Source organism: Mesorhizobium sp. USDA 4413, assembly GCF_056280365.1.
Genome location: NZ_JBVPRP010000001.1, coordinates 3,272,871 through 3,295,315, shown reverse-complemented (window position 1 = coordinate 3,295,315; position 22,445 = coordinate 3,272,871). Strand labels below are relative to the sequence as shown.

Genomic DNA, 22,445 nt, shown 5'->3' with positions numbered 1-22,445 from the left:
GCCTACTGCCTACTGCCTACTGCCTACTGCCTACTGCCTACTGCCTACTGCCTACTGCCTACTGCTTACTGCTTACTGCCTAACCCCTACCGCCCTCCTCAAATCCCCAATCACCGCCCTTCGATCCTGCCTGCGCCATGCCAGATGGATCGACACGCTGCGCTTGAACCAGGGCAGGTCGCGGAAGATCACGCCGGGCGGTGCGGCGCTTCGCAGGCTTTCCTGGACCGTGGCGAGGCCGAGGCCGGCGCTGACCAGGCCGAGCGAGGTCAAGGGGTCGTTCGTCTCATAGGCGATGTTGGGCATGAAGCCGGATTCGACGCAAGCCGCCAGGAACTGCGCCCGGTTGGTGTCCCCGGGCTGGCGCACGACGGTGATCCAGACCCGGCCATCGAGATGGCCGGGTGCGATGTCGGCGACACTGGCGAGCGGATCGCTTTCCGGCATTGCCAGCACCAGCGGCTCGCGCCGCACCAGCATGCTTTCAAGATCGGGATCGCCCTCGGGCGCCGGAGAATAGACGAAACCGAGGTCAAGGATCCGCTGCCTTAGATCGTCGAACTGCGCCGCGGTTCGCCGGCTCCTGAGTTGCACGTGGAAATCCGGCCGCGCGCGGCGGAAATCCTTCAACATCGCAGCAACCAGTCCCGAATGCACCGCGCCCTCGACATAGCCGATGGCGAGGCAGCCGGCGGCGCCGCTGGCGAGGTTGCGCCCGAGCTCTTCCAGCCGCGCCGCATTGGCGAGCAGCGCGCGGGCTTCGGCAAGGAAGGCCTTGCCCTCGGCATTGAGATGGACGCGCTGCTTCACGCGCTCGAACAAGGTGACGCCGAGCTGCTGCTCGAGCTGGATGATCTGCCGGCTCAGGGGCGATTGCGAAATGTGCAATTGCTCGGCGGCGCGGCCGACATTGCCGGCCTCGGCGACGGCGACGAAATATCTGATCTGGCGCAAATCGAGCATTTTCCAAGTCCCGTCAGGTCTGAACCTTAGCCTAATCAGTCTTGGACAGTCTGACCAGCCGGCGCGATATCTCCCGCATCAACCAGCCACGAAGGAGACCGCCATGCAATTCTTTGCCCTGCTTACCCGCAACACCCAGAAGTTCAGCGACGCCGATTTCGCTCCCCTGCTCCCGCCTGAATCCGAGCAGCGCAAGACGCTCTACGTGCAAGGCGCGGTGCGCCAGATCTGGAACCGTGGCGATGTTCCCGGCACCGGCATCATGTTTGAAGCGGCCGACGAGAAGGAAGTGCGTGGCCACTCGCCACGCTGCCCCTGATCGAAGCCGGCATGATGGATATCGCGGCGATCGTGCCGCTGAACCCTTATCCCGGTTTCGGGCCAAAGCGCTGAGTGAGGCTTCAGGTGAGGCTGTTATCCCGCGCAGCAGCCTCACCGCCTCGGGGCCGTAATCGCGGCCACCCGCTCCCCTTGCCGCAGACGAAGCCGGCGCTATTGTCGGCCGCGATCCGAAACAGGGCGGAATATCCATGAAACTTGGCTTTGTCGGCACGGGCGCGTTGAGCTCGGCCATCGTCACCGGGCTGAAATCGCTGCCGGGCGAGACGACGCCGGTCGTGGTCTCGCCGCGCAACGAGGCGATCGCCTCGGCGCTTGCCCAGCGCTTTGCGGATGTGCGCATCGCCGCCGACAACCAGGCCGTGCTCGACCAGTGCGACACCGTGATGCTGGCGGTGCGGCCGCAGATCGCGCGCGAGGTGCTGAAGGAGCTGCGGTTCCGCGAAGACCATCACGTCGTCAGCCTGATCGCGACGATCTCGCGTGAGGAGATCACCCGTCTCGTGGCGCCGGCCGCGCACGTCGGCAAGGCCCTGCCCATGCCGATGATCGCCCGCCTGTAGGGCGCGACACTCATCTGCCCGCCGGACCCGATCGTCGCGGCGTTCTTCGGCAAGCTTGGCCGGGTGATCGAGGTCGAGGATCAGGGCGAGTTCGATGCGCTCAGCGTCGTCACCGCGACCTATGCCAGCTATTTCAAATATCTCGACACGGTCCACGCCTGGGTGCGCGGCCAAGGCGTTCCGAGCGACAAGGCCTGCGACTACATCACCAGCATTTACAAGGCGCTGGCCAACGCGCCGGATACGGCGCCGGACGAAGATTTCATGCATCTTGCGCAGGATTATGCGACGCGCGGCGGCATCAACGAGCAAGTGCTGCGCGAGCTGACGGAACGGGGCACGTTCGAGGCCTTCGCCGAGAGTCTTGACCGCGTGCACCGGCGCATTACCGGCAAATAGCTCACTCGGCCGGCGCAAGCCGCGCTGAGCGTCTGCGCGCGCTCAACCTGTCGAGATAGAGATAGACGACCGGCGTGGTGTAGAGCGTCAGGAGCTGCGAGAGGATGAGGCCGCCGACGATCGCCGCGCCGAGCGGCTGGCGCAGCTCCGCGCCCGTGCCGGTCTCGATCGCCAGCGGCAGCGCGCCGAGCAGCGCGGCAAAGGTCGTCATCATGATCGGCCGGAACCGCTGGACGCTCGCCTTGTGGATCGCCGCGCGGGCCGAGAGGCCTTCCTGGCGTTCGGCATGCAAGGCCATGTCGATCATCATGATGGCGTTCTTCTTGACGATGCCGATCAATAGGATGATGCCGATCAGCGAGATCACGTCGAACTCCATCCCGGTGACGATGAGCGCGAGCAGCGCGCCGATGCCGGCGGAAGGCAGCGTCGACAGGATGGTGATCGGGTGCACATAGCTTTCGTAGAGCACGCCAAGCACGACATAGATTGTGGCTAAAGCGGCGGCGATCAGCAGCAATTCGTTGAGAAGATTGGCGCGGAAGGCGAGCGCGGTGCCGGCCAGTGAGCCGTGGATCGACACCGGCATCTTCAGCTCGGCCATGGCGCGGTCGATCGCGGCCGAAGCGTCGCCAAGCGTCGCGCCATCGGCAAGGTTGAAGGAAATGGTCGTGGCGACGAAATGGCCCTGGTGGTTGACCGAGAGCGGCATGGTCGCCGGACCGTAGGTGCTGAAGGCGGCCAAAGGCACCATCTTCTCGGCCGAAGTGCTGACCGCAGCACCACTCGAGGCGCTGCCATGGCCGGTGACGGCGATGGCGTTGGTCGCCTGGTTGCGCAGCGAGCCCGTCAGGCTGCCGGCCAGCGCGTTGGTCTGCTGTGTGCCGCTCGCCGCAGCGCCTGAGGTGCTGACATAGATGCCGTTCAATGCGCTTGGGTCCTGCAAATAGCGCGGCGCCACCTCCATGACGACATGATACTGGTTGCGGGCGTTGAAGATCGTCGACACCTGACGCTGGCCGAAGGCGTCGTAAAGCGTGGCGTCGATGCTGGCCGGGGTAAGCCCCAGACGCGCGGCACTCTCGCGGTCGACCGTGATGTTGGTTTCGAGCCCGGCCTCGTCGCGGTCGGAATTAACGTCGGTGAGTTCCGGCGCCTGCTTCAGGAGATCGACCAGCTTCGGCGTCCATTGGTCGAGATCGGCGGTGGTGTCGGCCTGCAGCGTGTACTGATAGGTCGCCAGGCTCTGACGGCCGCCGACCCTGATCTCCTGGCGCGGATTGAGGAAGAGCTGCGCGCCGGGCAATTGCCCGAGCTGCGCGCGCAGCCGCGTCAGCACCACTTGCAGCGGCGCCCGCTCGCCCTTCGGTTTCAACGCGACCTGGACGAAACCGGAATTGGTCTGCCGGCCGCCGATATAGCTGACGACATTCGCAACCGCGGGGTCGCTCTTCAGGATCTGCTCCAGCTGCTCGAATTTCTGCCGCATCAGCTGGAAGGAGATGGCTTGGTCGGCGCGCAGGCCACCCATCAGCTCGCCGGTGTCCTGCTGCGGGAAGAAGCCTTTCGGCACCGCCGTGTAGAGATAGACGTTGAAGACGATCGCCGCGAAAAGCACCACCAGCATGATTTCCGCATTGTCGAGCGACCAGGCGAGGGAACGTCCGTAGAAGGCGCGGACGCGTTCGAACACGCCTTCGCCGAAACGGGCGAGGAACGAGCGCCTGGTCGACGGGCTTACACCCGGGCGCAGGAAATGCGCGCACATCATTGGCGTCACGGTCAGCGACAGCACCAGCGAAATGGCGATCGACAGCGACAAGGTCAGGGCGAATTCCTGGAACAGGCGGGCCGAGTATGCCGCCCATCAGCAGGATCGGCAGGAAGACGGCAACCAGCGAGGCGCTCATCGACAGCACCGTGAAGCCGACTTGCCTGGCGCCGACGAGCGCCGCCTTGCCGCGCGGCATGCCGTCCTCGATGTGGCGCGTGATGTTTTCGAGCACCACGATGGCGTCGTCGACCACGAAGCCGGTGGCGATGGTAAGCGCCATCAGCGACAGATTGTCGAGCGTAAAGCCGAGCAGATACATCGCCCCGAAGGTGCCGAGGATCGAGACGACCAGCGCGACGCTCGGGATTAGTGCCGCGCGCCAGTCGCGCAAGAATGAGAATACGACGAGGATGACGAGCAGCACCGCCAGCACCAGCGTGAGTTCGGTGTCGTGCAGCGAGCCGCGTATCGTGGTCGAACCGTCGGTCGCGATGCTGAGCCGCGCATCGGCCGGCACCGAGGCCTGCAGTGTCGGGATCAGCGCGCGGACGCGGTCGACTGTGTCGATGATGTTGGCGTTGGGCTCGCGATAGAGCACCAGAAGCACGGCCGGCTCGCCATTGGCGAGGCCGAGATTGCGCACATCCTCGACGGAATCCTCGACATCGGCGATGTCGCGAAGCTTGACCGCCGCATTGTTGCGCCAGGCGATGACCAGATCGCGAAAGTCGGCGGCGTGGCTCGCCTGGTCGTTGGTGTAGAGCTGGTAGCGCAACGCGCCGTCTTCCTCGAAACCTTTCGGGCTGCGCGCGTTGGCGGAGGCAAGGGCCGCCCGCACATCCTCCAGGCCGATGCCGTAATGGAACAGCGCGCCGGGGTTGAGCTCGACACGCACCGCCGGCAGCGACGAGCCGCCGAGATCGACATTGCCGACGCCCTCGACCTGTGACAGGCGCTGCTGCAGCACGGTCGCGGCCGCGTCGTAGAGCTGGCCGGAGGTGAGCGTGCGCGAGGTCAGCGCCAGGATCATCACAGGCGAATCGGCGGGGTTGTATTTGCGATAGGTCGGGTTGCTGCGCAGGTCGGACGGCAGGTCGGCGCGCGCGGCGTTGATCGCGGCCTGAACGTCACGCGCCGCGCCGTTGATGTCGCGATCGAGGTCGAATTGTAGCACGACACTGGTCGAGCCGGTGCCGGAGCGCGAGGTCATCTCGGAGACGCCGGCGATCTGGCCGAGATGGCGCTCCAGCGGTGCCGCGACATCGGTCGCCATCGTGTCCGGGCTGGCGCCCGCCATCGAGGCCTGCACCGAGATGGTGGGGAAATCGACCTTGGGCAGCGGCGCCACCGGCAAATTGAAATAGGCGATCAGGCCGGCAGCGGCCAGACCGATCGCGAGCAGCGTGGTGGCGACCGGCCGAGCGATGAACGGCGCAGAGAGGTTCACGGCGAGGACCCGCCAGCAGGAGCTTCGGCAATGCCGGAGCCGCGCCGCGTCAGCCGGTCGAAGGCAAGATAGATGACCGGCGTGGTGAACAGCGTCAGCACCTGGCTGACGATCAGCCCGCCGACGATGGTGATGCCGAGCGGCTGGTGGAGCTCGGAGCCGGCCAGGCCGCCGACCAGAAGCGGCAGCGCGCCGAAGAGTGCCGCGAAAGTCGTCATCAGGATCGGGCGGAGCCTGAGCAGGCACGCCTCGTAGATCGCCTCGCGCGGGTCGAGCCCCTGCAGCCGCTCGGCCTGCAGCGCGAAGTCGATCATCATGATGGCGTTCTTCTTGACGATGCCGACCAAGAGCACGATGCCGATGATGCCGATGACATCGAGGTCATGGCCGGCGAGCATCAGCGCGACCAGGGCGCCGACGGTTGCCGACGGCAGCGTCGACAGGATGGTCAGCGGGTGGATGAAGCTCTCGTAGAGAACGCCGAGCACGACATAGACGGTGGCGACGGCTGCCAGCACCAGCAGCAACTCGTTGGAGAGCGAGCTCTGCAGCGCAAGGGCGGCGCCCTGGAAGCCGGTCGTCAGGCCGGCGGGCGGCTGCATGTCCCGCTCGGCGGCGGTGATTGCTGCCGTCGCATCACCGAGCGAGACGCCGGGGGCAAGGTTGAAGGAAATGGTCGCGGCCGGAAACTGCGCGAGGTGGTTCACGAGCAACGGTGCCTGGCGGATATTGATGCTGGCGATCGTCGACAGCGGCACCTGGCCGGAGCCGGAGGACGGCAGATAGATTGAGCCGAGCGAGGCCGGCGTCTGGCCAACCGACGGATCCGCCTCGAGGATGACCCGATATTCGTTCGACTGGGTGAAGATGGTCGAGATGATGCGCTGGCCGAAGGCGTCGTAAAGCGCGTTGTCGATGGTGGCCGGCGTGATGCCGAAGCGCGCGGCGGTAGCGCGGTCGATGGTGACATCGACGGCAAGCCCGCTCTGCTGGCTGTCGCTGGCGACATCGGCAAGCTCGGGCAGCGCCGAGAGCCTGTCGGTGAGCTTGGTCGTCCATGCCGCAAGCTCGACCGGATCGGAATCCTGCAGCACATATTGGTATCGCGAAGCGCTGATGGTGGAATCGACCGTCAGGTCCTGCACCGGCTGCATGTGCAGGGCTATGCCGGTGACTTGGGCCGTCTCTCGCGTCAGCCGCCTGATGATGGCGCTGGCGTCCGCCTGGCGTTGGTCACGCGGCTTCAGATTGATCAGCATGTGGCCGCTGTTGGCGGTCATGTTCTGGCCGTCGACGCCGATGAAGGACGACAGGCTGGAGACGTCGGGATCCTTCAGGATCGCGTCGGCCACCGCCTGCTGGTGCGCCGCCATGTCGGCATAGGAGGCCGAGCCCGCGGCCTCGGTGATGGCCGAGATGGCGCCGGTGTCCTGCACCGGGAAGAAACCCTTCGGGATGACGTCATAGAGGTAGACGGTAAGCGCCAGCGTCGCGACCGCCACGAGCAATGTCAGCGCCTGGCGGTCGAGCACCCAGCGCAGCGCCGCGGCATAGCCGCTGGCGATTGCCTCGAAGGCGCCTTCGCTCCAGCGCGCCAGCGCGCCCGGCCTGCGCTCGGCCGGCGGCTTCAACAACCTGGCGCATAGCATCGGCACCAAAGTCAGCGAGACGATGGCCGAGATGACGATGGCGATGGCCAGAGTGATGGCGAATTCGTGGAACAGGCGGCCGACCACGTCGCCCATGAACAGAAGCGGGATCAGCACCGCGATCAGCGAGACGGTGAGCGAGATGATGGTGAAGCCGATCTGGGCCGAGCCTTCGAGCGCGGCGGTAACCGGATCGTCGCCATGCTCAATGAAACGCGAGATGTTCTCGATCATGACGATGGCGTCGTCGATGACGAAACCGGAAGCGATCGTCAGCGCCATTAGCGACAGATTGTCGAGGCTGAAGCCCCACAAATACATGACCGCGAAGGTGCCGACCAGGGAGAGCGGCACCGACAGGCTCGGGATGATCGTCGCCGGGATGTTGCGCAGGAACAGGAAGGTGACGAGGACGACCAGCAGCGCCGCCATCGCCAGTTCGAACTCGACGTCGTCGACCGAGGCACGGATGGTGGTGGTGCGGTCGGTCAGCGGCTCAACGCTGAGCGCCGCCGGCAGGCCGGCGCGCAGCTGCGGCAGCAGCGCCTTCACGCCATCGACGACGCGGATGACATTGGCGCCCGGCTGGCGCTGGATGTTGAGGATGATCGCCGGCGTGCGGTTTTCCCAGGCGCCCAGCCTGGAATTCTCAGGCCCTTCGATGATGTCGGCCACCTCACCGAGCCGCACCGGCGCGCCGTTGCGGTAGGCGATCACCATATCGGCATAGGTCTTTGGGTCGGTGACCTGGTCGTTGGCGTTGATAGTGTAGGAACGCGCCGGCCCGTCGAAGCTGCCCTTGGGCGTGTTGACGTTGAGAGTGCCGATGGTGGTGCGCAGATCGTCGATGTTGAGGCCCATGGCGGCGAGCGCCTTGAGCTTGACCTGCACGCGCACGGCCGGCTGCTCGCCGCCGGAGATCGAGACCAGGCCGACGCCGGGAAGCTGCGAGATCTTCTGCGCCAGCCGCGTCTCGGCGTAATTCTCGACCTGCGTCAGCGGCAGCGTCCTGGAGGTGATCGCCAAGGTCAGGATCGGTGCGTCGGCGGGATTGACCTTGGCGTAGATCGGCGGCGCCGGCAGGTCGGCGGGCAGAAGATTGCCCGATGCGTTGATCGCCGCCTGCACCTCCTGCTCGGCTATGTCGAGGCTGAGATCGAGGCTGAAGCGCAGCGTGATGACCGAAGCGCCGGCGGAGGAGCCCGACGACATCTGCTCCAGCCCCGGCATCTGGCCGAACTGGCGTTCGAGCGGCGCGGTCACCGACGTCGTCATCACCTCGGGGCTGGCGCCGGGGTAGAAGGTCTGAACCTGGATCGTCGGATAATCGACCTCGGGCAAAGCCGAGAGCGGCAGGAACAGATAGGCGATCAAGCCGACGATCAGGATGGTGGCCATGATCAGCGTGGTCGCCACCGGCCGCAGGATGAAAGGCCGCGACGGGTTCAGCCAGCCGGCAACGAGACCGCTGGGCGCGTTCATTGGCCTTGGCCGCTGTCGCCGTCATTATCGGCAGCGCCGGCACTGCCGTCGCGGCGATGGCCGTTGCCGTCATGGTGACGGTGATGACCCTGCTTGCGGCCGGACGCATCGCCCGCCGCAGTCGCGCTCCCGCCTGCCGAGCCGTTGCCCTCGCCATTCGACATTGCCGGTGCGCCGGCGGAACTGAAGGCCGGCCTATCATTGCCGGTGCCGGCGGCTGGAGTTCCGCTGACCTCACCGCCGGCAGCTTGCGGCTGCGTTGCGACGCCATTTCCGCCAGAGGCCGGCACGGCGCTACTGTCAGGCACGGTGACCTTGGCGCCGTCCTTCAGCCGGTCGACGCCGTCGACAACGACCTTTGCGCCGGGCGAGAGACCGGAGAGGAGCTGCGTGACGGCGGCGTTGCCTGGCCCGAGCGACACGGTCCTCACCGAGACGGTGTTATCGTCATTGAGCTGGTAGACGAAAGTGCCCGGCGCGCCGTGCTGGATGGCGGCGTTGGGCAGCACGTTGACCCCGGCCAACGTGCGCACAAGCAGATGCACGTTGACGAACTGGTTGGGATAGAGCGCGCCGTCGGTGTTGGGGAAAACGGCGCGCAGTTTCACCGTGCCGGTGGTCGGATCGATCTGGTTGTCGATCGTCTGCAGCGTGCCTTCGGCGATCTCTTTGGTATCGTTGCGGTCGAACAGGGTCGCCTTGAGCCCGGCATTGCCATGCGTCTGTTCCAGCACTTGCGCCAGGCTGTCTTCGGGCAGCGAGAACAGCACCGAGATCGGCTGCATTTCGGCGATCACTGCAATGCCGGTGCTGTCGCCGGGCGTCACATAGTTGCCCTGGTCGACAAGACGCAGGCCAATGCGGCCATCGGCGGGCGCGGTGATATGGCTGTTGGCGATGTTGACCTGCACGGCCTCGATCTGTGCCTGGTCGGACATCACCGTGCCTTCGTCGGACTGCACCGTCGCGCGCTGCAGGTCGATCGCCTGCTGGGTGACCGCGTTTGAGGTAAGCTTCAGGTCGCGGTCGAGGTCGAGCTTGGCATCGGCGAGCAGCGCCTGGTCGTGCTCCAGTTGTCCCTGCCATTGATGCAGCGAGGCGTTCAGCGCGCGGTCGTCGATCTGGGCGAGGAAATCGCCCTTCTTCACGTTCTGGCCCTCGGTGAAGCCGATCTGAGTGATCTGGCCGCTGACCTGCGCGCGCACCGTGACGGTCGACAGCGGCGTCACGGTGCCCAGCGCCTCGAGCACGATCGGGATGTCGGCCTGCGTCACCGGCGCCACGGCAACCGGCTGCGCGAGATCGCCGCCGCCGCGGAAACGGCCGCCGCCACGGTGGCCGCCCTGCTGCTGGAGTTGAACGGGATGCAGCCAGAACGCGGCGCCTGCCGCAGCCAGAACGAGGAGCAGCGCAATGATCCAGCCGCGCCGCGACCGACGCACGGCCACCGGCCGGACCTCGGTCAAGGACTCGCTGCGGGTCACGGGCTCGCTCGAGGGCACAGGCTCGCTGGAGGGCACGCGCTCGCTGCGTGGCTTGCGCCGGCTGACGACTTCGTCGTCCACGTCTCCCACCTGTCCTTCGAGCCGCATCCATGACGTTCGTGGCAAGGCCGCCGAACCGCCGCCGATCGCGCCGGCGGACATGCCGAAGCAGGTACAAAGGCCGCGATCTTGAGCGGAAGCATAGGAGTGCGGATTTTGACACGCAATTGCGGAGCACATTAAATTCCTGTAATGAATTGAACAAGTTAGGCCGGCATTCATATTCGGATCGCAGCCTGAGGCGACCCGGATTCGCAGCAAAATCTGCCTGCCGGTTCGAAGGCGGATCGCCATCTTTAGACGAATGTCGACAAGGCCTTACGCCAATCCGTAAGCGGCCGTGGAGCGACCCTTGCGCGTTGCCGGAAGCGGCCGACGCGATGCGTCGCCGACGACCGCCTGCAGGCAGGGCCCGATCGCGAAGATTTGAACGCGCCCGAACGCCGGGCTGCCTCATTGTTCGGGCCTGTGGCGATGGGGCCGGGCATCGAAGATGAGGGACCGATGATGTTTGGCCGGTTGAGTGCCCTGACATTCTTTTTCCTCCTGGCGGCGCTTGGCCGCGCCGCCGCGCCGGACGGCGCCACGTCGCGCGAGGCTCAGACCGAGGACCTGAATATCTTCCGGCGAGATTTCCTGGAGGCCGACCGATCCTATTCGGACGAGGCCCGCAGGGAGGCCGAGCATCGGCTGCAGACCTTGGAGGCGAAAGCCGGCTCGACCGAGGCAGCGGTATTCGCCGTCGATCTCTGCCAGATCGCGGCGCTGGCCGACAATGGCCACACCACCTGCAAACTGCCGCATGCTGAGGGGGCGCCGGTGTCTTTCCTGCCGGTGGGCGGCGCCTTCTACGTCATCACGGCGAGCCCCAGGAACAGCGATCTTCTGGGCAGCAGGCTGATCGCGGTCGACGGTCATCCGGCTGCGGCCGTCGGTTCGGCACTGCGCAGCCTGCATGGCGGGGTCGCGGCCTGGCGCGACATAGAGGCGATGGACGCGCTGGCGCGGCCGGACCTTTTGCATGCACTCGGACTTGCCCGCGCCACAGGCGATGCGACCTATCGCTTCCAGGCCGGCGACGGCCATGTAATCGAGCGCAAGCTTGCGCCGGAGCCGCAGCGCAAAGACTGGGTGAAGCTGCTTCCGAAGGACCGCGTGCCCTGGCCGCTGCAGGATCAGCAACGGGCATTCCGCTGGCGGGACGCGCCGGAGCTCGACGCGATCGTCGTCGAGATCAGACGGAACCTCGACGACAAGACCGGCAGGATCGGCGACTTCCTCGCCAAGGTCGAGGCCGACCGGTCTCGCCTCGGCCGCAAGAATCTCGTCCTCGACATGCGCTTCAACACCGGCGGCAATTTCATGCTGACGCGGGATTTTCTCACCGCCTGGCCGGCACGCATCGGGCCGCAAGGGCGCGTGTTCGTGCTCGAAAGTCCGTTCACTTTCTCGGCCGGAATGGTCGATGTCGCCTATCTCAAGCAGGCCGGCGGCGACCGCGTGACGCTGGTCGGTGACACGCCCGGCGACCGGCTGACGTTCTTCGCCGACCAGCAACAGGTATCGCTGCCGCATTCGGGCGTGACGCTGCAATACGCAACACAGCGCTACGATCTTCAGGACGGTTGCCGGACCTATGGCGACTGTTTCGTCGGTATCGCCCAGCCGGGCTCGGCCACCGGAACGCCGCCAACGACCGCGGCGGCAATCGACCAAGGCAAGGGCCGCAAGCCGATCTCTGTGAAGACGCTCGATCCCGACATAGCGGCGCCCTGGTCGGTCAACGACCTGCTCAAAGGCCGCGATCCGGGGATGGCCGCCATCCAGGCGGCAGTAGCGAGGCACGGATAGCGGGTCACCGCGCGACAGGCGGGTTGCTAGCCCTTCCTGCGCCACCGGGTTGCCATCGCGCATGCGCTTCTTCACGATTGCGGCACGCCGGTTCCCAAGGATCGCAAGGATCGAGAAATGAGTGAGACCATCCCCGCCATCGACATCGCACCGCTCTTCGGCCCGCCCTCGCGGGCTCGCGATGAGGCCGACCGCCGGATCTTCACTGCTGCCTCCGGCATCGGCTTCATGACCGCGCGCGATTTTCCCGGTGCGGAGCTTCTGACGCGCGAACGGCGCGGCGAACTGCTGAAGATCTTTGAGCTGCCTGACGCCGAAAAGCGGAAGCTGCTGCGCTGGAATTTCGACCCGTCGAAATCGAACTACTATCGCGGCTGGTTCCCGTTGCAGCCGACCGCGGTGTCCTACAAGGAAGGGATCGACATGGGGCCGGATATCGCCCATGCCGACGCCGAATTCGCCGCCGACGATCCGCTGCTGGAGCGCACGCCGCTGCCCGCCGAGGGCGACGTTCCAGGATGGAAGGCGGCAGTCGCGCATTACTATCGCTCGATGGAAAAGGTCGGTGCGGCGCTGATGGCCTCGATCGCGCGCAGCCTCGGGCTCGAGGACGACATTTTCGACGGCCATTTCCGGGGCGGCATCTCGACGCTCAGGCTGATCCGCTATCCGCTGCGCACCGAGGAGGGCGCGGTCGACCTGTCGAAACCTGAATATTCGGTCGTGCACAAGGGCGAGCGGCGGCTGGTGATCGGCCGCGAGCATGCCGATTCCGGCTTCGTGACGCTTTTGGCGCAGGACGGCGTGGAAGGCCTCCAGGCCAGGAACCATACCGGCGAATGGATCGATGTGCCGCCCGCCGACGGCACGCTGGCGGTCAATTTCGGCCAGTTGCTGGAACGCTGGACGGGCGGCGTGGTTCAGGCGACGCGTCACCGCGTGATCGCGCCGAAGACGGTGCGCTATTCGATCCCCTTCTTCTACGAGCCGCGCGTCGACGCCGAGATCGCGCCGCTGCCGATCAAGGGCGCCAGCGACTTCGCGCCCTTCCTCTATGGCGACTACCTCTGGGAGTCGGCGACCAATTTCGTCGAGATGGCCGGTGTGAAGCCCCTGCGCAAGCCAAGGCGACCGGCCGCCGCCTAGAGACCTGCGCGCACATCGGACGGCGACACAGTGGGAAGACGATCACCGGCTACGCTGCGAAGGATCTCAACTTCGAGACTGCCTCCAAGGAAACAATGGCTGCCGCCTTGCGCTTCATCAAACTGCGCGGCACGCTGGTGCCAGCCGGGGCTTGCCGGCGACAGATCGATGAAGGTGCAAATTGCGTTCGACTGATTATCTCGGCCGTCTCTTCGGCCTCGAAGGCCGGCATGCCTTCATCACCGGTGCCAGCCGCGGGCTGGGTCTTGCCTTCGCCCAAGCGCTTGCGGCTGCCGGCGCGCGCGTCACCATCGGCGGCCGCAAGGCAGACGAACTCAAGACTGCCGGCGACCGTCTGCGCGCCGACGGCTATTCGGTGGCGGAAGCGATAATCGACGTTACCGACACGCAGTCGGTCGACGCGGCGATCGCGGCAAGCGAAAGCGGCACCGGGCCGATCGACATTCTGGTCAACAATGCCGGCATCCAGCGCCGCGCACCGCTCGAGACTTTTTCCGACACCGACTGGGACGCGCTGATGGCGACCAATCTCGATGGCGTGTTCAAGGTGAGCCGCGCCGCGGTCAAGGGCATGATCGCGCGCCGCAAAGGCGTCATTATCAACGTCTCCTCGGTGCAGAGCGCGCTCGCCCGCCCCTCGATCGCGCCCTACGCGGCGAGCAAAGGCGCGATTACCATGCTGACCAAATCGATGGCCGGCGAATGGGGTCAGCACGGCGTGCGTGTCAACGCGATTGCGCCCGGTTACTTCAAGACGGAACTCAACGCCGCCTTGGTTGCTGACGAGAAATTCTCGACCTGGCTCACCGGCCGCACGCCGATGCGGCGCTGGGGCGACGTCGAGGAACTGGCGGGCGCGGCGGTGTTCCTGGCGTCGGATGCGGCAAGTTTTGTGACGGGACAGACGCTGCTGGTGGATGGCGGGATCACGAGCGTGCTGTAGAGGTCCCTCACCTCGCACAGGCCCAGCCTCAGACCGGCAGGCTCCTCTCCCCCGCCGACAGATGCTGCTCGACAGGCGGATCGATCTTGGGCCCTTTCGCGAACCCAGCCAGCACCCTGTCCACCGACAGCCTGCCGGAACCGGCGAGCGCCAAGATGAACATGCCGCCGGCAATCGCCAAATCCTTCTCGAAATGCAGCAATTCGTTCTGGCTGGCGAAATTGGTGTGGAAGAGGCCGGCCGTCATCAGGCAGAACAGGCCGAGCCCGATCGCGCCCAGCCGCGCCAGAATGCCGAGCGCGACCGAAAGGCCCGCGCCGAGCTGCAGCGCAATGGTGGCCAAAAGCAGCGGCGTGCCGACGCCGAGCGCGGCCATCGCCTTCTCGGCGCCCTCGAAATGCGTCGCCAGCTGCAGACCCTCATGCACGAAGATCAGCGATAGAAGCAGACGGCCGGCAAGCAGGACCACGTCCCTGGCGTGAAGCTTTTGGGCTAGTTCGGTCCGGATCATCGTCGGCTCCAATCTTTGCAAACATGCGTGCGCGCGCCAGGCTGATGGACGCGCTGTCGCACGTGCTCGGGTTGAATCGGGTTGAAAAGGTCGGAGCTGGCGCGAGGGAGAGGAACGTCGGCTCCGGTTTTCGGGCGCTACCGCCGTGGCGCCCAAAAGTCGGCGCTCGTAGGGGCAAGGTCCGTGCCGGGCCCCTCTCCGGCCGCTTCGCGGCCACCGCTCCCGCTTTGCGGGGCGAGGAAATAGACGTCTTACTTCGTCACCTTCGTATCGATGGCCTGCTTGAGGTCGGAAAGCTCCTCGCATCCCGACGGGCAGAGTTTTTGCAGCGAGGCGAGCTGCTCGTTCGCCTTTGCCATGTCGCCGGTCTCGACATAAAGCTCGCCCAGATATTCATGCGCGGCCTTGTGGTCGGGCTTAAGCTCCAGCGCCTTGGTGTAGTAGGTGAGCGAGGTTTGGTAGTCGCCGGTCTTGCGCAGCGTGAAGCCGAGCAGATTGTAGACGTCGGCCTGCTGGGTATCCTGCGCGAGGTCGCGCAGGTCGGCCAGCGCGCCCTTATAGTCCTTGGCCTCGATCTTGGCCTTCACGGCCGTCAGGTCCGGCGCGTCGGCTCCTTCGATGTCGTCCACGGCATAGGCCGGAATGGCGATGGCGATGGGGGCCGCGGTCAGCACGGCAATGGCGCCGAGCACCGCGAAAAGTGCGTGTTTCATGAGAGCTGTCGCTTTCTGTTCAGGATCCGATTTGAGATCAGATCTCAGTTGGGGTGAAGGCATAGGCGTTGCCGTCCTTGACGAAGCTGCCTGTGCCGGGGAACGGGAAGTGCGAGCCGCAGATGCGAACCTTGTCGGCGATCACCTGGTCGATGATCTTGTGGCGCGTGGTGATCGCCATCGGCCCGTCCTGGTCGTAGCTGCCCTGCCAGTCGGGATGCGGAGCGAGCAGCGCTGGGACATACATGGTATCGGCCGAGACGAGGAACTGCTCGGAGCCGGCATCGACATGATAGACTGAGTGTCCAGGCGTGTGGCCGGGCGCCGCCATGATGCGGATGCCGGGCACGACTTCTGCGCCGTCCTCGACCAGCTTCCAGTTCTTCCATTTCGGGAAGTTCTCGGCGATGCGTTTGCCCGCCGGCTTGCGGCCCTCGGGCAGCTTGGCGAGGCGGCTCGGATCGGTCCACCAATTGTATTCGGTGGCGTTGACGATCAGCTCGGCATTCGGGAACACTGGTGCGCTGGTGCCCTTCTCCATCAGGCCCCAGACATGGTCCGGATGGAAATGCGAGATCAGAATAGTGTCTATCGCCTTGTAGTCGATGCCGGCGGCTTTCATGTTGGCCGGCAGATGCGTGGCGTTGGCCTGCCACTGGCCGACGCCGGAGCCGGCGTCCATCATGATGGTGCGGCCGTTCATCTTAAGCACCACGACGGTGAGCGGGATCGGCATGAACTCGGTAGTCAGCCCCGCTTTTGCGAGCGCCGCCTTGGTGTCGTCGACCGACACGTCCTTGATGAAGGCCGGATCGTGGGGCTTGCGCCAGATGCCGTCATAGACGGCGGTGACCTCGAGCGAGCCGACCTTGTATTTATAGAAGCCGACCAGCGGCTCGACCGGGGTTTCAGCGTAAGCGGCGGGCACGAATTCCAGCTTGCCGGCAATGCCGAAGGCGGCAGCGGCGGCGGCGGAACCGAGCACCATTCGGCGTGTCATATTGAACATCGGAAATCTCCTCTTCATGGCTTGCCGACGGCAATTTTCCTGTTTTCCCGGGACCTCCTGGTCATCGCAGCATTCCTTCCGGGCGCGCGTGGCTGGGATGCCGGCCTCGCTACACAGCAAGACCGGGAAGGTCCGCCCTTTATTCCCGGGCCGGCGAAAAAAGTTCGGAAGAATGAAACCGTCAGTTAGGCGGCGTTAAGCATGGCTTCAATTTGTGGATCGAATGCGGGATGGAGGCCGCGATGCTGAGACTTTCGGCAGCCGCGGAAGTGTTGATTTAAGCACTTTCTACTAGGTTCGGCCGATGGATCGCCGTCCAGGAAAGGCATTCGGGTCGACTTGATCAGAGCGGGTTTCAGTCTCGGCCGCGTCAGAGAGGCCGTTTTTTCGTCCGCCAATTTGCCGGCGGCGATTGCCTTCGTCGTGCTCCTGATCTGCGCGATCTTCCTCGACCAGCAGAACAAAAGGGTCTCGGACCAACTCACGCGCGCCGACGTCCTCTACAAGGTCAACATCATCCGCGCCAAGCTGGAAGGCAACATCAACGGCAATCTCCAGCTGGTTCAGGGCCTTGTCTCGGCCATCGTCACCGAGCCCTATATGGGGCAGCAGAGGTTTGCCTCCCTCGCCGCCAATCTCTTCAAGCAAAAATCGCAGCTGCGCAATATTGGCGGCGCGCCCGACCTTGTCATTTCGCTGATGTATCCGATGGAGGGCAACGAGAAGGCGATCGGGCTCGACTACCGAAAGAACGAGGCGCAACGCGTGGCGGCGCTTAGGGCGCGCGACCAACGCATATCCGTGCTTGCCGGCCCCGTCGACCTGAGACAGGGCGGGCGCGCCTTCATCGGCCGGATCCCTGTTTTCGTGCCGACAGCGGGCGGCGGCGATCGGTTCTGGGGCCTTGTCTCGGCGGCTATCGATATCGACCGGCTCTACGCCGCAAGCGGCCTCAGCGATCCCGATCTCGACATAGACGTGGCACTTACCGGAAAGGATGCGCTTGGCGGTGACGGCCAGCGCTTCTTCGGTGGCGCCGATATCGTCAAGAACAATCCGGTGAAGGCAGAAGTGCAGCTGCCGTTCGGTTCCTGGCAGATATCGGCAATCCCCAAGGGCGGTTGGCCGACCGTGCCGAAGAACGAGCGGGTCTTGCAGGCTCTCATGGGACTCGCCGCCGCGCTGGTAGTGCTGCCCATCCTGGTGGCCGGGCGGCTGTTCGGCGAAAGGCAGAAAAACTACGCGGAACTGAGGCGCCTGTCGGGAAGGCTGGAACTGGCGCTGGAGGCCTCGGGCATCGGCGTATGGGAGCAAGACCTCGTCACTGACGAGCTGCTGTGGGACGATCGCGTCCACGAGATCTACAGCAAGCCTGCCGACGGAAAATCGCGCGGCTACGACGACTGGGCACTGGCGGTCCACCCAGAGGATATCGCACGGGCGCAGCGCGAGTTCGACCTCGCCGTGGCCGCAAAGGGTCCCTACTCCTCGCAGTACCGGCTGCTTCGCCCGGACGGCACCGTGCGCCACGTCCGCGCGCGTGCAAGCTATTTCCAGGACAGCGACGGCACGCCGAAAATGATCGGCGCAGAATGGGACGTGACCAGCGACGTGCTGCTCAACGAAACCCTGGTGCGGGAACGCCAGCTTTCCGAGTCGAAGAACGCCGAGCTGGAAATGGCCAATGCTCGGATCGAGCACGTGGCGCTGCACGATTCGCTGACCGGCTTGCCGAACCGCCGCTATCTCGACCAGATGCTGGCCGAAAGTAGCCCGCTCGACGGCAACGCCGCGCTATTGCATCTGGACCTCGACCGCTTCAAGCACATCAACGACACGCTGGGCCACGCGGCGGGCGACGCCATGCTGATGCATGCTTCGAAGGTCATCAAAGCCAATGCCGGGGCATCCGATTTCGTGGCGCGCATCGGCGGCGATGAATTCGTTGTGGTGAGCCATGGGCGCGGCGAAGAGAAGCTCGCCTCGCTCGCCGATCGCATCATCGAGGAAATGCGCCAGCCGGTCGACTATCAGGGCCACCAGTGCCGGTTCGGCGTGAGCATCGGCATCGCGGCCAATAAGGGCGTCGATGCAAGGCAGCTGCTGGTCAATGCGGACCTTGCCCTCTACCGGGCAAAGAGCCGCGGCCGCAATCGCTACGAGTTCTTCAACGAAGAGCTGCAAAGCGAGATCGTGAAGACCAAGCAGACAGCCGACGAGATCCTCAGCGGGCTCGAAGCCAACGAGTTCGTTGCCTTTTATCAGCCGCAGTTCGACGCCAACACGCTGGAGATCGTCGGCGTCGAGGCTCTGTCGCGCTGGCTGCATCCACGACGCGGCACCCTCACCCCAGACCTCTTTCTGAGGGTGGCGGAGGAACTGAACGTCGTCTCGCTTATCGACCGGGCGGTCCTCGGGCAGGCACTGGAGAATTTCCGGCGCTGGTCGCTCGACGGTCTCAACATTCCCCGTGTGTCCGTCAACGTCTCGGCAAGACGCTTGGAGGACAAGGACCTGATCGATAGCCTGCGCCAGCTCGCTATCAGGGAAGGAACCGTGTCGTTCGAGCTGGTGGAATCGATTTTCCTCGACGAGAACGACGACCTGGTCTCCTGGAACATCGAACAGATCAAGGAACTCGGCATCGACATCGAGATCGACGATTTCGGCACAGGCCATGCGTCGGTCGTCAGCCTGCTCAAGCTGCAGCCGCGCCGCCTTAAGATCGATCGCCAGCTCATCACGCCTATCACGGCCTCGAGGGCTCAGCGCCGGCTCGTGTCGTCGATCATCGAGATCGGCAAGTCGCTCGGTATCGAGGTTGTGGCCGAAGGCGTCGAAACGATGGAGCATGCGCGCATCCTCAAGGAACTCGGCTGCGACATACTGCAGGGCTTCGCTTTCGGCCGTCCGATGGACAGCGAGGCCTTCAGAGCCTTCGCTCAATCCCGCAAATGGCTGGCGGCGGGCTGACGCCAGACTCATCCCAGTTGCGTTCTGCCGCACAGAAACGCTGCGATCGACGTCATCGAACTGTCACACCCAAACGGGTGGCGCGTGCTAGAAACATGGCTGGCCGCCCCCCGCGACCCCGACCGCCCCAAGAGCCGGCGAACCCGCCATGAACATCGCCCTCCCTGCCGAAGGCACCGACCTCTCGCCCTATTTGCCGGACGAGCACGGCTTGTTCTTCATCTACCATTTCAGGGCCGACGGCTCCCGCACCCAGGACCCCGCCGAGGCGCATTGGAGCTGGCGCAGCTACCAGATCACCGACATGCGCGCCCGCCAGGAGATCGGCGCCGAGCAGGCCCTGCCGGGGGCGGTGCGCGATGCCTTCCTATCGCCCAGCCATGGCTGCCAGATCGATTTCGAGGACGACTTCCTCTATGGCGACCTGCCCGACCTCAGGCACGATTTCGCCGAGGCGCGCGGTCTCACTCATTTCCGCTTCGCCTTCAACGAAAGGATGCTGGTCGGCGCCCGCAAGCAGCCGCTGGAATCGGTCGACAAGATCCGCAAGCTGGTGGAGAGCGGCGCGCGAAAATTCCGCACGCCGGCCGAGCTGATCGAGGCGGTAATGGGCCAGTCACTCGACGGCATGGCGGCCGAGCTCGACAAGATGGGCGACACGCTCGACGGCATCGAGGATCGTATCGTGTGCGATGCGTGGCACAATGAACGCCAGGCGCTGGTCGACGCGCGCCGGCAGCTGGTGCTCATCCACCGGCAGATGGCGACGCTCACCAACCTTTTCCGCCACCTCGACCATTCGCATCGCAACGAGCTTCCGGACCCGATCAACGACATGGCGACGAGGCTTTCGCACCGGGCCCATACGCTCCATCATGACGGCGAGCAATTGCAGGCCCGCACAAGGCTGCTGCAGGACGAGCTGATGGCGAAGCTCACCGAGCAGTCGAACCAGCTGCTCTATATCCTCTCCGTCATGACGGCGGTGCTGCTGCCGATGACCATCATCTCCGGCCTGTTCGGCATGAATGTCGGCGGAGTGCCGCTGGTCGACATGCCGTCCGGATTCTGGGTGGTGACGGCGATCTCGGTCGTCATCGCCGCCATCGTCTATATGGCCGTGCGACGGCTGGGGCGGGTCTGAGGCCTACCCGGTTGCCCGCAGATCCTCGACGATCGTGCCGGCGGCCTGGACTTCGGCTTCGTGGCCCGGTTCGCGCCACGTCTCGGCAAGTCCGGCCGCGTACCACTCGCGCATGGCCTGCAGGTCGAGCAGCCGCCGCGGGTAGGCAGCCGCTTCGCCTTCGAACGTCAGGCCATAGGATTGCGCCCTGAATGCGATGGGGGCGAAGAAGGCATCGACGGCACCAAAACGGTCGCCGGCCAGGAACGGTCCGCCGAAACGCGCAAGGCCATCGTTCCACAAGTCTCCCATGCGGAAGATGTCGTGCTTCAGCGCACCGGACATCGGCAACGGCTCGACCCGCACGCCGCAGCTCATCGGGCAGAGATTGCGCATCGCGGTGAAGCTCGAATGCATTTCGGCGGCGGCCGACCGTGCCCAGGCGCGCGCCCTGGCGTCCGACGGCCACACGCCCTCGTGACGCTCGGCCAGATATTCGACGATCGAGAGCGAATCCCACACCGCCCAGCCGTCATCCACAAGGCACGGGACGCGGCCATTCGGCGAGAACGACCGGTAGAGGTCGAAACTCGGTCCGCTCGGAAACGGCGTCAGCCGCTCCTCGAAAGGAATGCCGAGGACACGCATCAGCAGCCATGGCCGCAACGACCAGGACGAATAGTTCTTGTTGCCGATATGCAGAACGTACATCGGGCGCCTCTTTCCTGTTCAACGCAATTCCAGACGCAAAAGCGTTGCGCGCATCTCTATCTTGTTGCGGGCGCCGGCGGGCGAACCTCACGGCCCCTGAACATCGACCAGCTATACATAGCCAGGGCCGTCCAGATCAGCGCGAAAGCGATCGCCTGCGTAGCGCCGAACGGTTCGTCGAAGACGAGCACCGCGATCAGGAACACCATGGTCGGCGCGATATATTGCATGATGCCGATGGTGGACAGGCGCAGCAGCCTGGCGCCGAAGGCAAACAGCAGCAGTGGCACCGCGGTGATCGGGCCGCAGCCGATCAGCAGCGCCGTGTCGGCACCCGTGCTGGAGATGAAATGATCCTGGCCGGTGGCGATCAGGTAGACAATGTAGCAAAGCGCCGGCACTGAAAGCAAAAGCACTTCGAGCAGGAAACCCTGGCTCGGGCCGATCGGCAGCGTCTTGCGGAAAAAGCCATAGGCGGCGAAGGAGAAGGCCAGCGCCAGCGACACCCAAGGCAGCTTGCCCGCCTCGACGGTGAGCACCGTCACTGCGATCGCGGCCAGCGCCACCGCGACGATCTGCAAGCGGTCGAGCCGCTCGCCAAGCAGCACTGCCCCGACGACGATGACCACCAGCGGATTGATGTAGTAGCCAAGCGCCGTCTCGACCGTGCGGCCGACCGAGATCGCCCAGACATAGATGCCCCAGTTGATCGAGATCAGCACCGCCGTGAGCGCGGCCATGGCAAGGCTTTTGGGCGAGCGGATCGCCGCCTTGAAGTCGGCGGTGCGGCCGGCCCAGATGAGCACTGCCGCCGCGATCGGCACCGACCAGACGACGCGGTTGGCGATCACCTCTGCAAGCGGTAGATGCGCCACCGCCTTCATGTAGAAGGGCAGCAATCCCCAAAGGAAATAGGCGCCAAGCGCCAGGAGGAAGCCGCGCCGGGCCCTGGCATCGTGATCGAGATCGGCTGTAGCGGTCACCATGGCCTAACGCTATGGCCCAGCGGACCGCTCAAGACCATCACAAAATTATGATGGATCAACGGACTTTTGGTGATGGTTCAAGCGGGCGCTGCTTCCTCGCCCCACGCAGTGGGCCACGCTATGCACAGATCTTCTGTGGCTGGCGCGACTGATCGAGCCTCGGCTTGATTGGCACGTGGTTCCCCCAATCCGTCGCTGCTTCGCAGCGCCACCTTTCCCCCCTCCGGAGGGAAAGGAAGGAAGCGCTGCTGGACGAGCGTTGGCGGCAAAAGGCTTGGCGCCTTTCCTCTACCCCGTC

Annotated in this window: 16 protein-coding genes and 1 pseudogene; 8 read left to right on the top strand and 9 right to left on the bottom strand. The window is 65.0% G+C overall.

Annotated elements, in window-relative coordinates; genetic code table 11:
* Positions 1 to 72: 72 nt before the first annotated feature.
* Positions 73 to 963, bottom strand: coding sequence for a LysR substrate-binding domain-containing protein (locus ACVMIM_RS15725; RefSeq protein WP_476113052.1), 891 nt, complete (start codon positions 961 to 963; stop codon positions 73 to 75).
* A 103-nt stretch (positions 964 to 1,066) separates the two neighbouring features.
* Here ACVMIM_RS15725 and ACVMIM_RS15720 point away from each other — a divergent pair, with 103 nt between their 5' ends.
* The 3 genes from ACVMIM_RS15720 to ACVMIM_RS15710 all read left to right on the top strand — a co-directional run bounded on the left by ACVMIM_RS15720 (position 1,067) and on the right by ACVMIM_RS15710 (position 2,264).
* Complete coding sequence (locus tag ACVMIM_RS15720) at positions 1,067 to 1,282, top strand: hypothetical protein (protein ID WP_476113050.1); 216 nt, start codon at positions 1,067 to 1,069, stop codon at positions 1,280 to 1,282.
* 211 nt (positions 1,283 to 1,493) lie between these two features.
* Positions 1,494 to 1,865 carry an NAD(P)-binding domain-containing protein gene (locus tag ACVMIM_RS15715; RefSeq protein WP_476113048.1) on the top strand — a complete coding sequence of 124 codons (372 nt, stop codon included), beginning with the start codon at positions 1,494 to 1,496 and terminating at the stop codon, positions 1,863 to 1,865.
* Between the two features lie 63 nt (positions 1,866 to 1,928).
* Entirely contained in the window at positions 1,929 to 2,264 is a 336-nt protein-coding gene (locus tag ACVMIM_RS15710) for a hypothetical protein (RefSeq protein WP_476113046.1), read from the top strand.
* A 1-nt stretch (position 2,265) separates the two neighbouring features.
* On the opposite strand, the pseudogene ACVMIM_RS15705 reads toward ACVMIM_RS15710, so the two are convergent.
* From ACVMIM_RS15705 to ACVMIM_RS15695, 3 genes and pseudogenes are all read right to left on the bottom strand, one after another.
* A pseudogene (locus ACVMIM_RS15705) lies at positions 2,266 to 5,485 on the bottom strand (efflux RND transporter permease subunit).
* Positions 5,482 to 8,583 carry a multidrug efflux RND transporter permease subunit gene (locus ACVMIM_RS15700; protein ID WP_476117243.1) on the bottom strand — a complete coding sequence of 1,034 codons (3,102 nt, stop codon included), beginning with the start codon at positions 8,581 to 8,583 and terminating at the stop codon, positions 5,482 to 5,484. Before ACVMIM_RS15700 ends, ACVMIM_RS15705 begins: the two are co-directional and overlap by 4 nt.
* A gap of 29 nt (positions 8,584 to 8,612) precedes the next feature.
* Positions 8,613 to 10,181 (bottom strand): efflux RND transporter periplasmic adaptor subunit, encoded by a 1,569-nt coding sequence (locus ACVMIM_RS15695; RefSeq protein ID WP_476113044.1) that lies wholly within the window; start codon positions 10,179 to 10,181, stop codon positions 8,613 to 8,615.
* A 483-nt stretch (positions 10,182 to 10,664) separates the two neighbouring features.
* On the opposite strand from ACVMIM_RS15695, the gene ACVMIM_RS15690 reads away from it, so the two are divergent.
* The 3 genes from ACVMIM_RS15690 (at position 10,665) to ACVMIM_RS15680 (ending at position 14,121) form a co-directional block, all read left to right on the top strand.
* The gene (locus ACVMIM_RS15690; protein ID WP_476113043.1) at positions 10,665 to 12,011 is read left to right on the top strand and encodes a S41 family peptidase; all 1,347 of its coding nucleotides are present in this window, start codon (positions 10,665 to 10,667) and stop codon (positions 12,009 to 12,011) included.
* A gap of 117 nt (positions 12,012 to 12,128) precedes the next feature.
* Positions 12,129 to 13,157 (top strand): isopenicillin N synthase family dioxygenase, encoded by a 1,029-nt coding sequence (locus ACVMIM_RS15685; protein WP_476113041.1) that lies wholly within the window; start codon positions 12,129 to 12,131, stop codon positions 13,155 to 13,157.
* Positions 13,158 to 13,338: 181 nt separating this feature from the next.
* Positions 13,339 to 14,121, top strand: a complete 783-nt coding sequence (locus ACVMIM_RS15680; RefSeq protein ID WP_476113039.1) for a glucose 1-dehydrogenase — start codon at positions 13,339 to 13,341, stop codon at positions 14,119 to 14,121.
* A 28-nt stretch (positions 14,122 to 14,149) separates the two neighbouring features.
* On the opposite strand, the gene ACVMIM_RS15675 is transcribed toward ACVMIM_RS15680, so the two are convergent.
* The 3 genes from ACVMIM_RS15675 to ACVMIM_RS15665 form a co-directional block, all read right to left on the bottom strand.
* Positions 14,150 to 14,632: a DoxX family protein gene (locus ACVMIM_RS15675; protein ID WP_476113037.1), complete on the bottom strand. Its 483-nt coding sequence runs from the start codon at positions 14,630 to 14,632 to the stop codon at positions 14,150 to 14,152.
* 251 nt (positions 14,633 to 14,883) lie between these two features.
* Positions 14,884 to 15,345, bottom strand: coding sequence for a tetratricopeptide repeat protein (locus tag ACVMIM_RS15670; protein ID WP_476113035.1), 462 nt, complete (start codon positions 15,343 to 15,345; stop codon positions 14,884 to 14,886).
* 37 nt (positions 15,346 to 15,382) lie between these two features.
* Positions 15,383 to 16,354: an MBL fold metallo-hydrolase gene (locus ACVMIM_RS15665; RefSeq protein WP_476113033.1), complete on the bottom strand. Its 972-nt coding sequence runs from the start codon at positions 16,352 to 16,354 to the stop codon at positions 15,383 to 15,385.
* Between the two features lie 339 nt (positions 16,355 to 16,693).
* On the opposite strand from ACVMIM_RS15665, the gene ACVMIM_RS15660 reads away from it, so the two are divergent.
* Positions 16,694 to 19,327, top strand: coding sequence for a bifunctional diguanylate cyclase/phosphodiesterase (locus ACVMIM_RS15660; protein ID WP_476113031.1), 2,634 nt, complete (start codon positions 16,694 to 16,696; stop codon positions 19,325 to 19,327).
* Between the two features lie 148 nt (positions 19,328 to 19,475).
* Positions 19,476 to 20,471, top strand: coding sequence for a transporter (locus tag ACVMIM_RS15655; protein ID WP_476113029.1), 996 nt, complete (start codon positions 19,476 to 19,478; stop codon positions 20,469 to 20,471).
* A 3-nt stretch (positions 20,472 to 20,474) separates the two neighbouring features.
* Here ACVMIM_RS15655 and ACVMIM_RS15650 read toward each other — a convergent pair whose 3' ends face one another.
* Together ACVMIM_RS15650 and rarD are read right to left on the bottom strand one after the other, a co-directional pair.
* Entirely contained in the window at positions 20,475 to 21,161 is a 687-nt protein-coding gene (locus tag ACVMIM_RS15650; RefSeq protein ID WP_476113027.1) for a glutathione S-transferase, read from the bottom strand.
* Between the two features lie 56 nt (positions 21,162 to 21,217).
* Complete coding sequence (gene rarD / locus ACVMIM_RS15645; RefSeq protein WP_476113025.1) at positions 21,218 to 22,147, bottom strand: EamA family transporter RarD; 930 nt, start codon at positions 22,145 to 22,147, stop codon at positions 21,218 to 21,220.
* Positions 22,148 to 22,445: the final 298 nt, after the last annotated feature.

Coding starts and splice junctions, on each gene's coding strand:
- ACVMIM_RS15715 (WP_476113048.1), top strand. CDS start 1,494: ATGAAACTTGGCTTTGTCGGCACGGGCGCGTTGAGCTCGGCCATCGTC.
- ACVMIM_RS15725 (WP_476113052.1), bottom strand. CDS start 963: ATGCTCGATTTGCGCCAGATCAGATATTTCGTCGCCGTCGCCGAGGCC.
- rarD (WP_476113025.1), bottom strand. CDS start 22,147: ATGGTGACCGCTACAGCCGATCTCGATCACGATGCCAGGGCCCGGCGC.
- ACVMIM_RS15655 (WP_476113029.1), top strand. CDS start 19,476: ATGAACATCGCCCTCCCTGCCGAAGGCACCGACCTCTCGCCCTATTTG.
- ACVMIM_RS15650 (WP_476113027.1), bottom strand. CDS start 21,161: ATGTACGTTCTGCATATCGGCAACAAGAACTATTCGTCCTGGTCGTTG.
- ACVMIM_RS15720 (WP_476113050.1), top strand. CDS start 1,067: ATGCAATTCTTTGCCCTGCTTACCCGCAACACCCAGAAGTTCAGCGAC.
- ACVMIM_RS15690 (WP_476113043.1), top strand. CDS start 10,665: ATGATGTTTGGCCGGTTGAGTGCCCTGACATTCTTTTTCCTCCTGGCG.
- ACVMIM_RS15665 (WP_476113033.1), bottom strand. CDS start 16,354: ATGTTCAATATGACACGCCGAATGGTGCTCGGTTCCGCCGCCGCCGCT.
- ACVMIM_RS15670 (WP_476113035.1), bottom strand. CDS start 15,345: ATGAAACACGCACTTTTCGCGGTGCTCGGCGCCATTGCCGTGCTGACC.
- ACVMIM_RS15685 (WP_476113041.1), top strand. CDS start 12,129: ATGAGTGAGACCATCCCCGCCATCGACATCGCACCGCTCTTCGGCCCG.
- ACVMIM_RS15675 (WP_476113037.1), bottom strand. CDS start 14,632: ATGATCCGGACCGAACTAGCCCAAAAGCTTCACGCCAGGGACGTGGTC.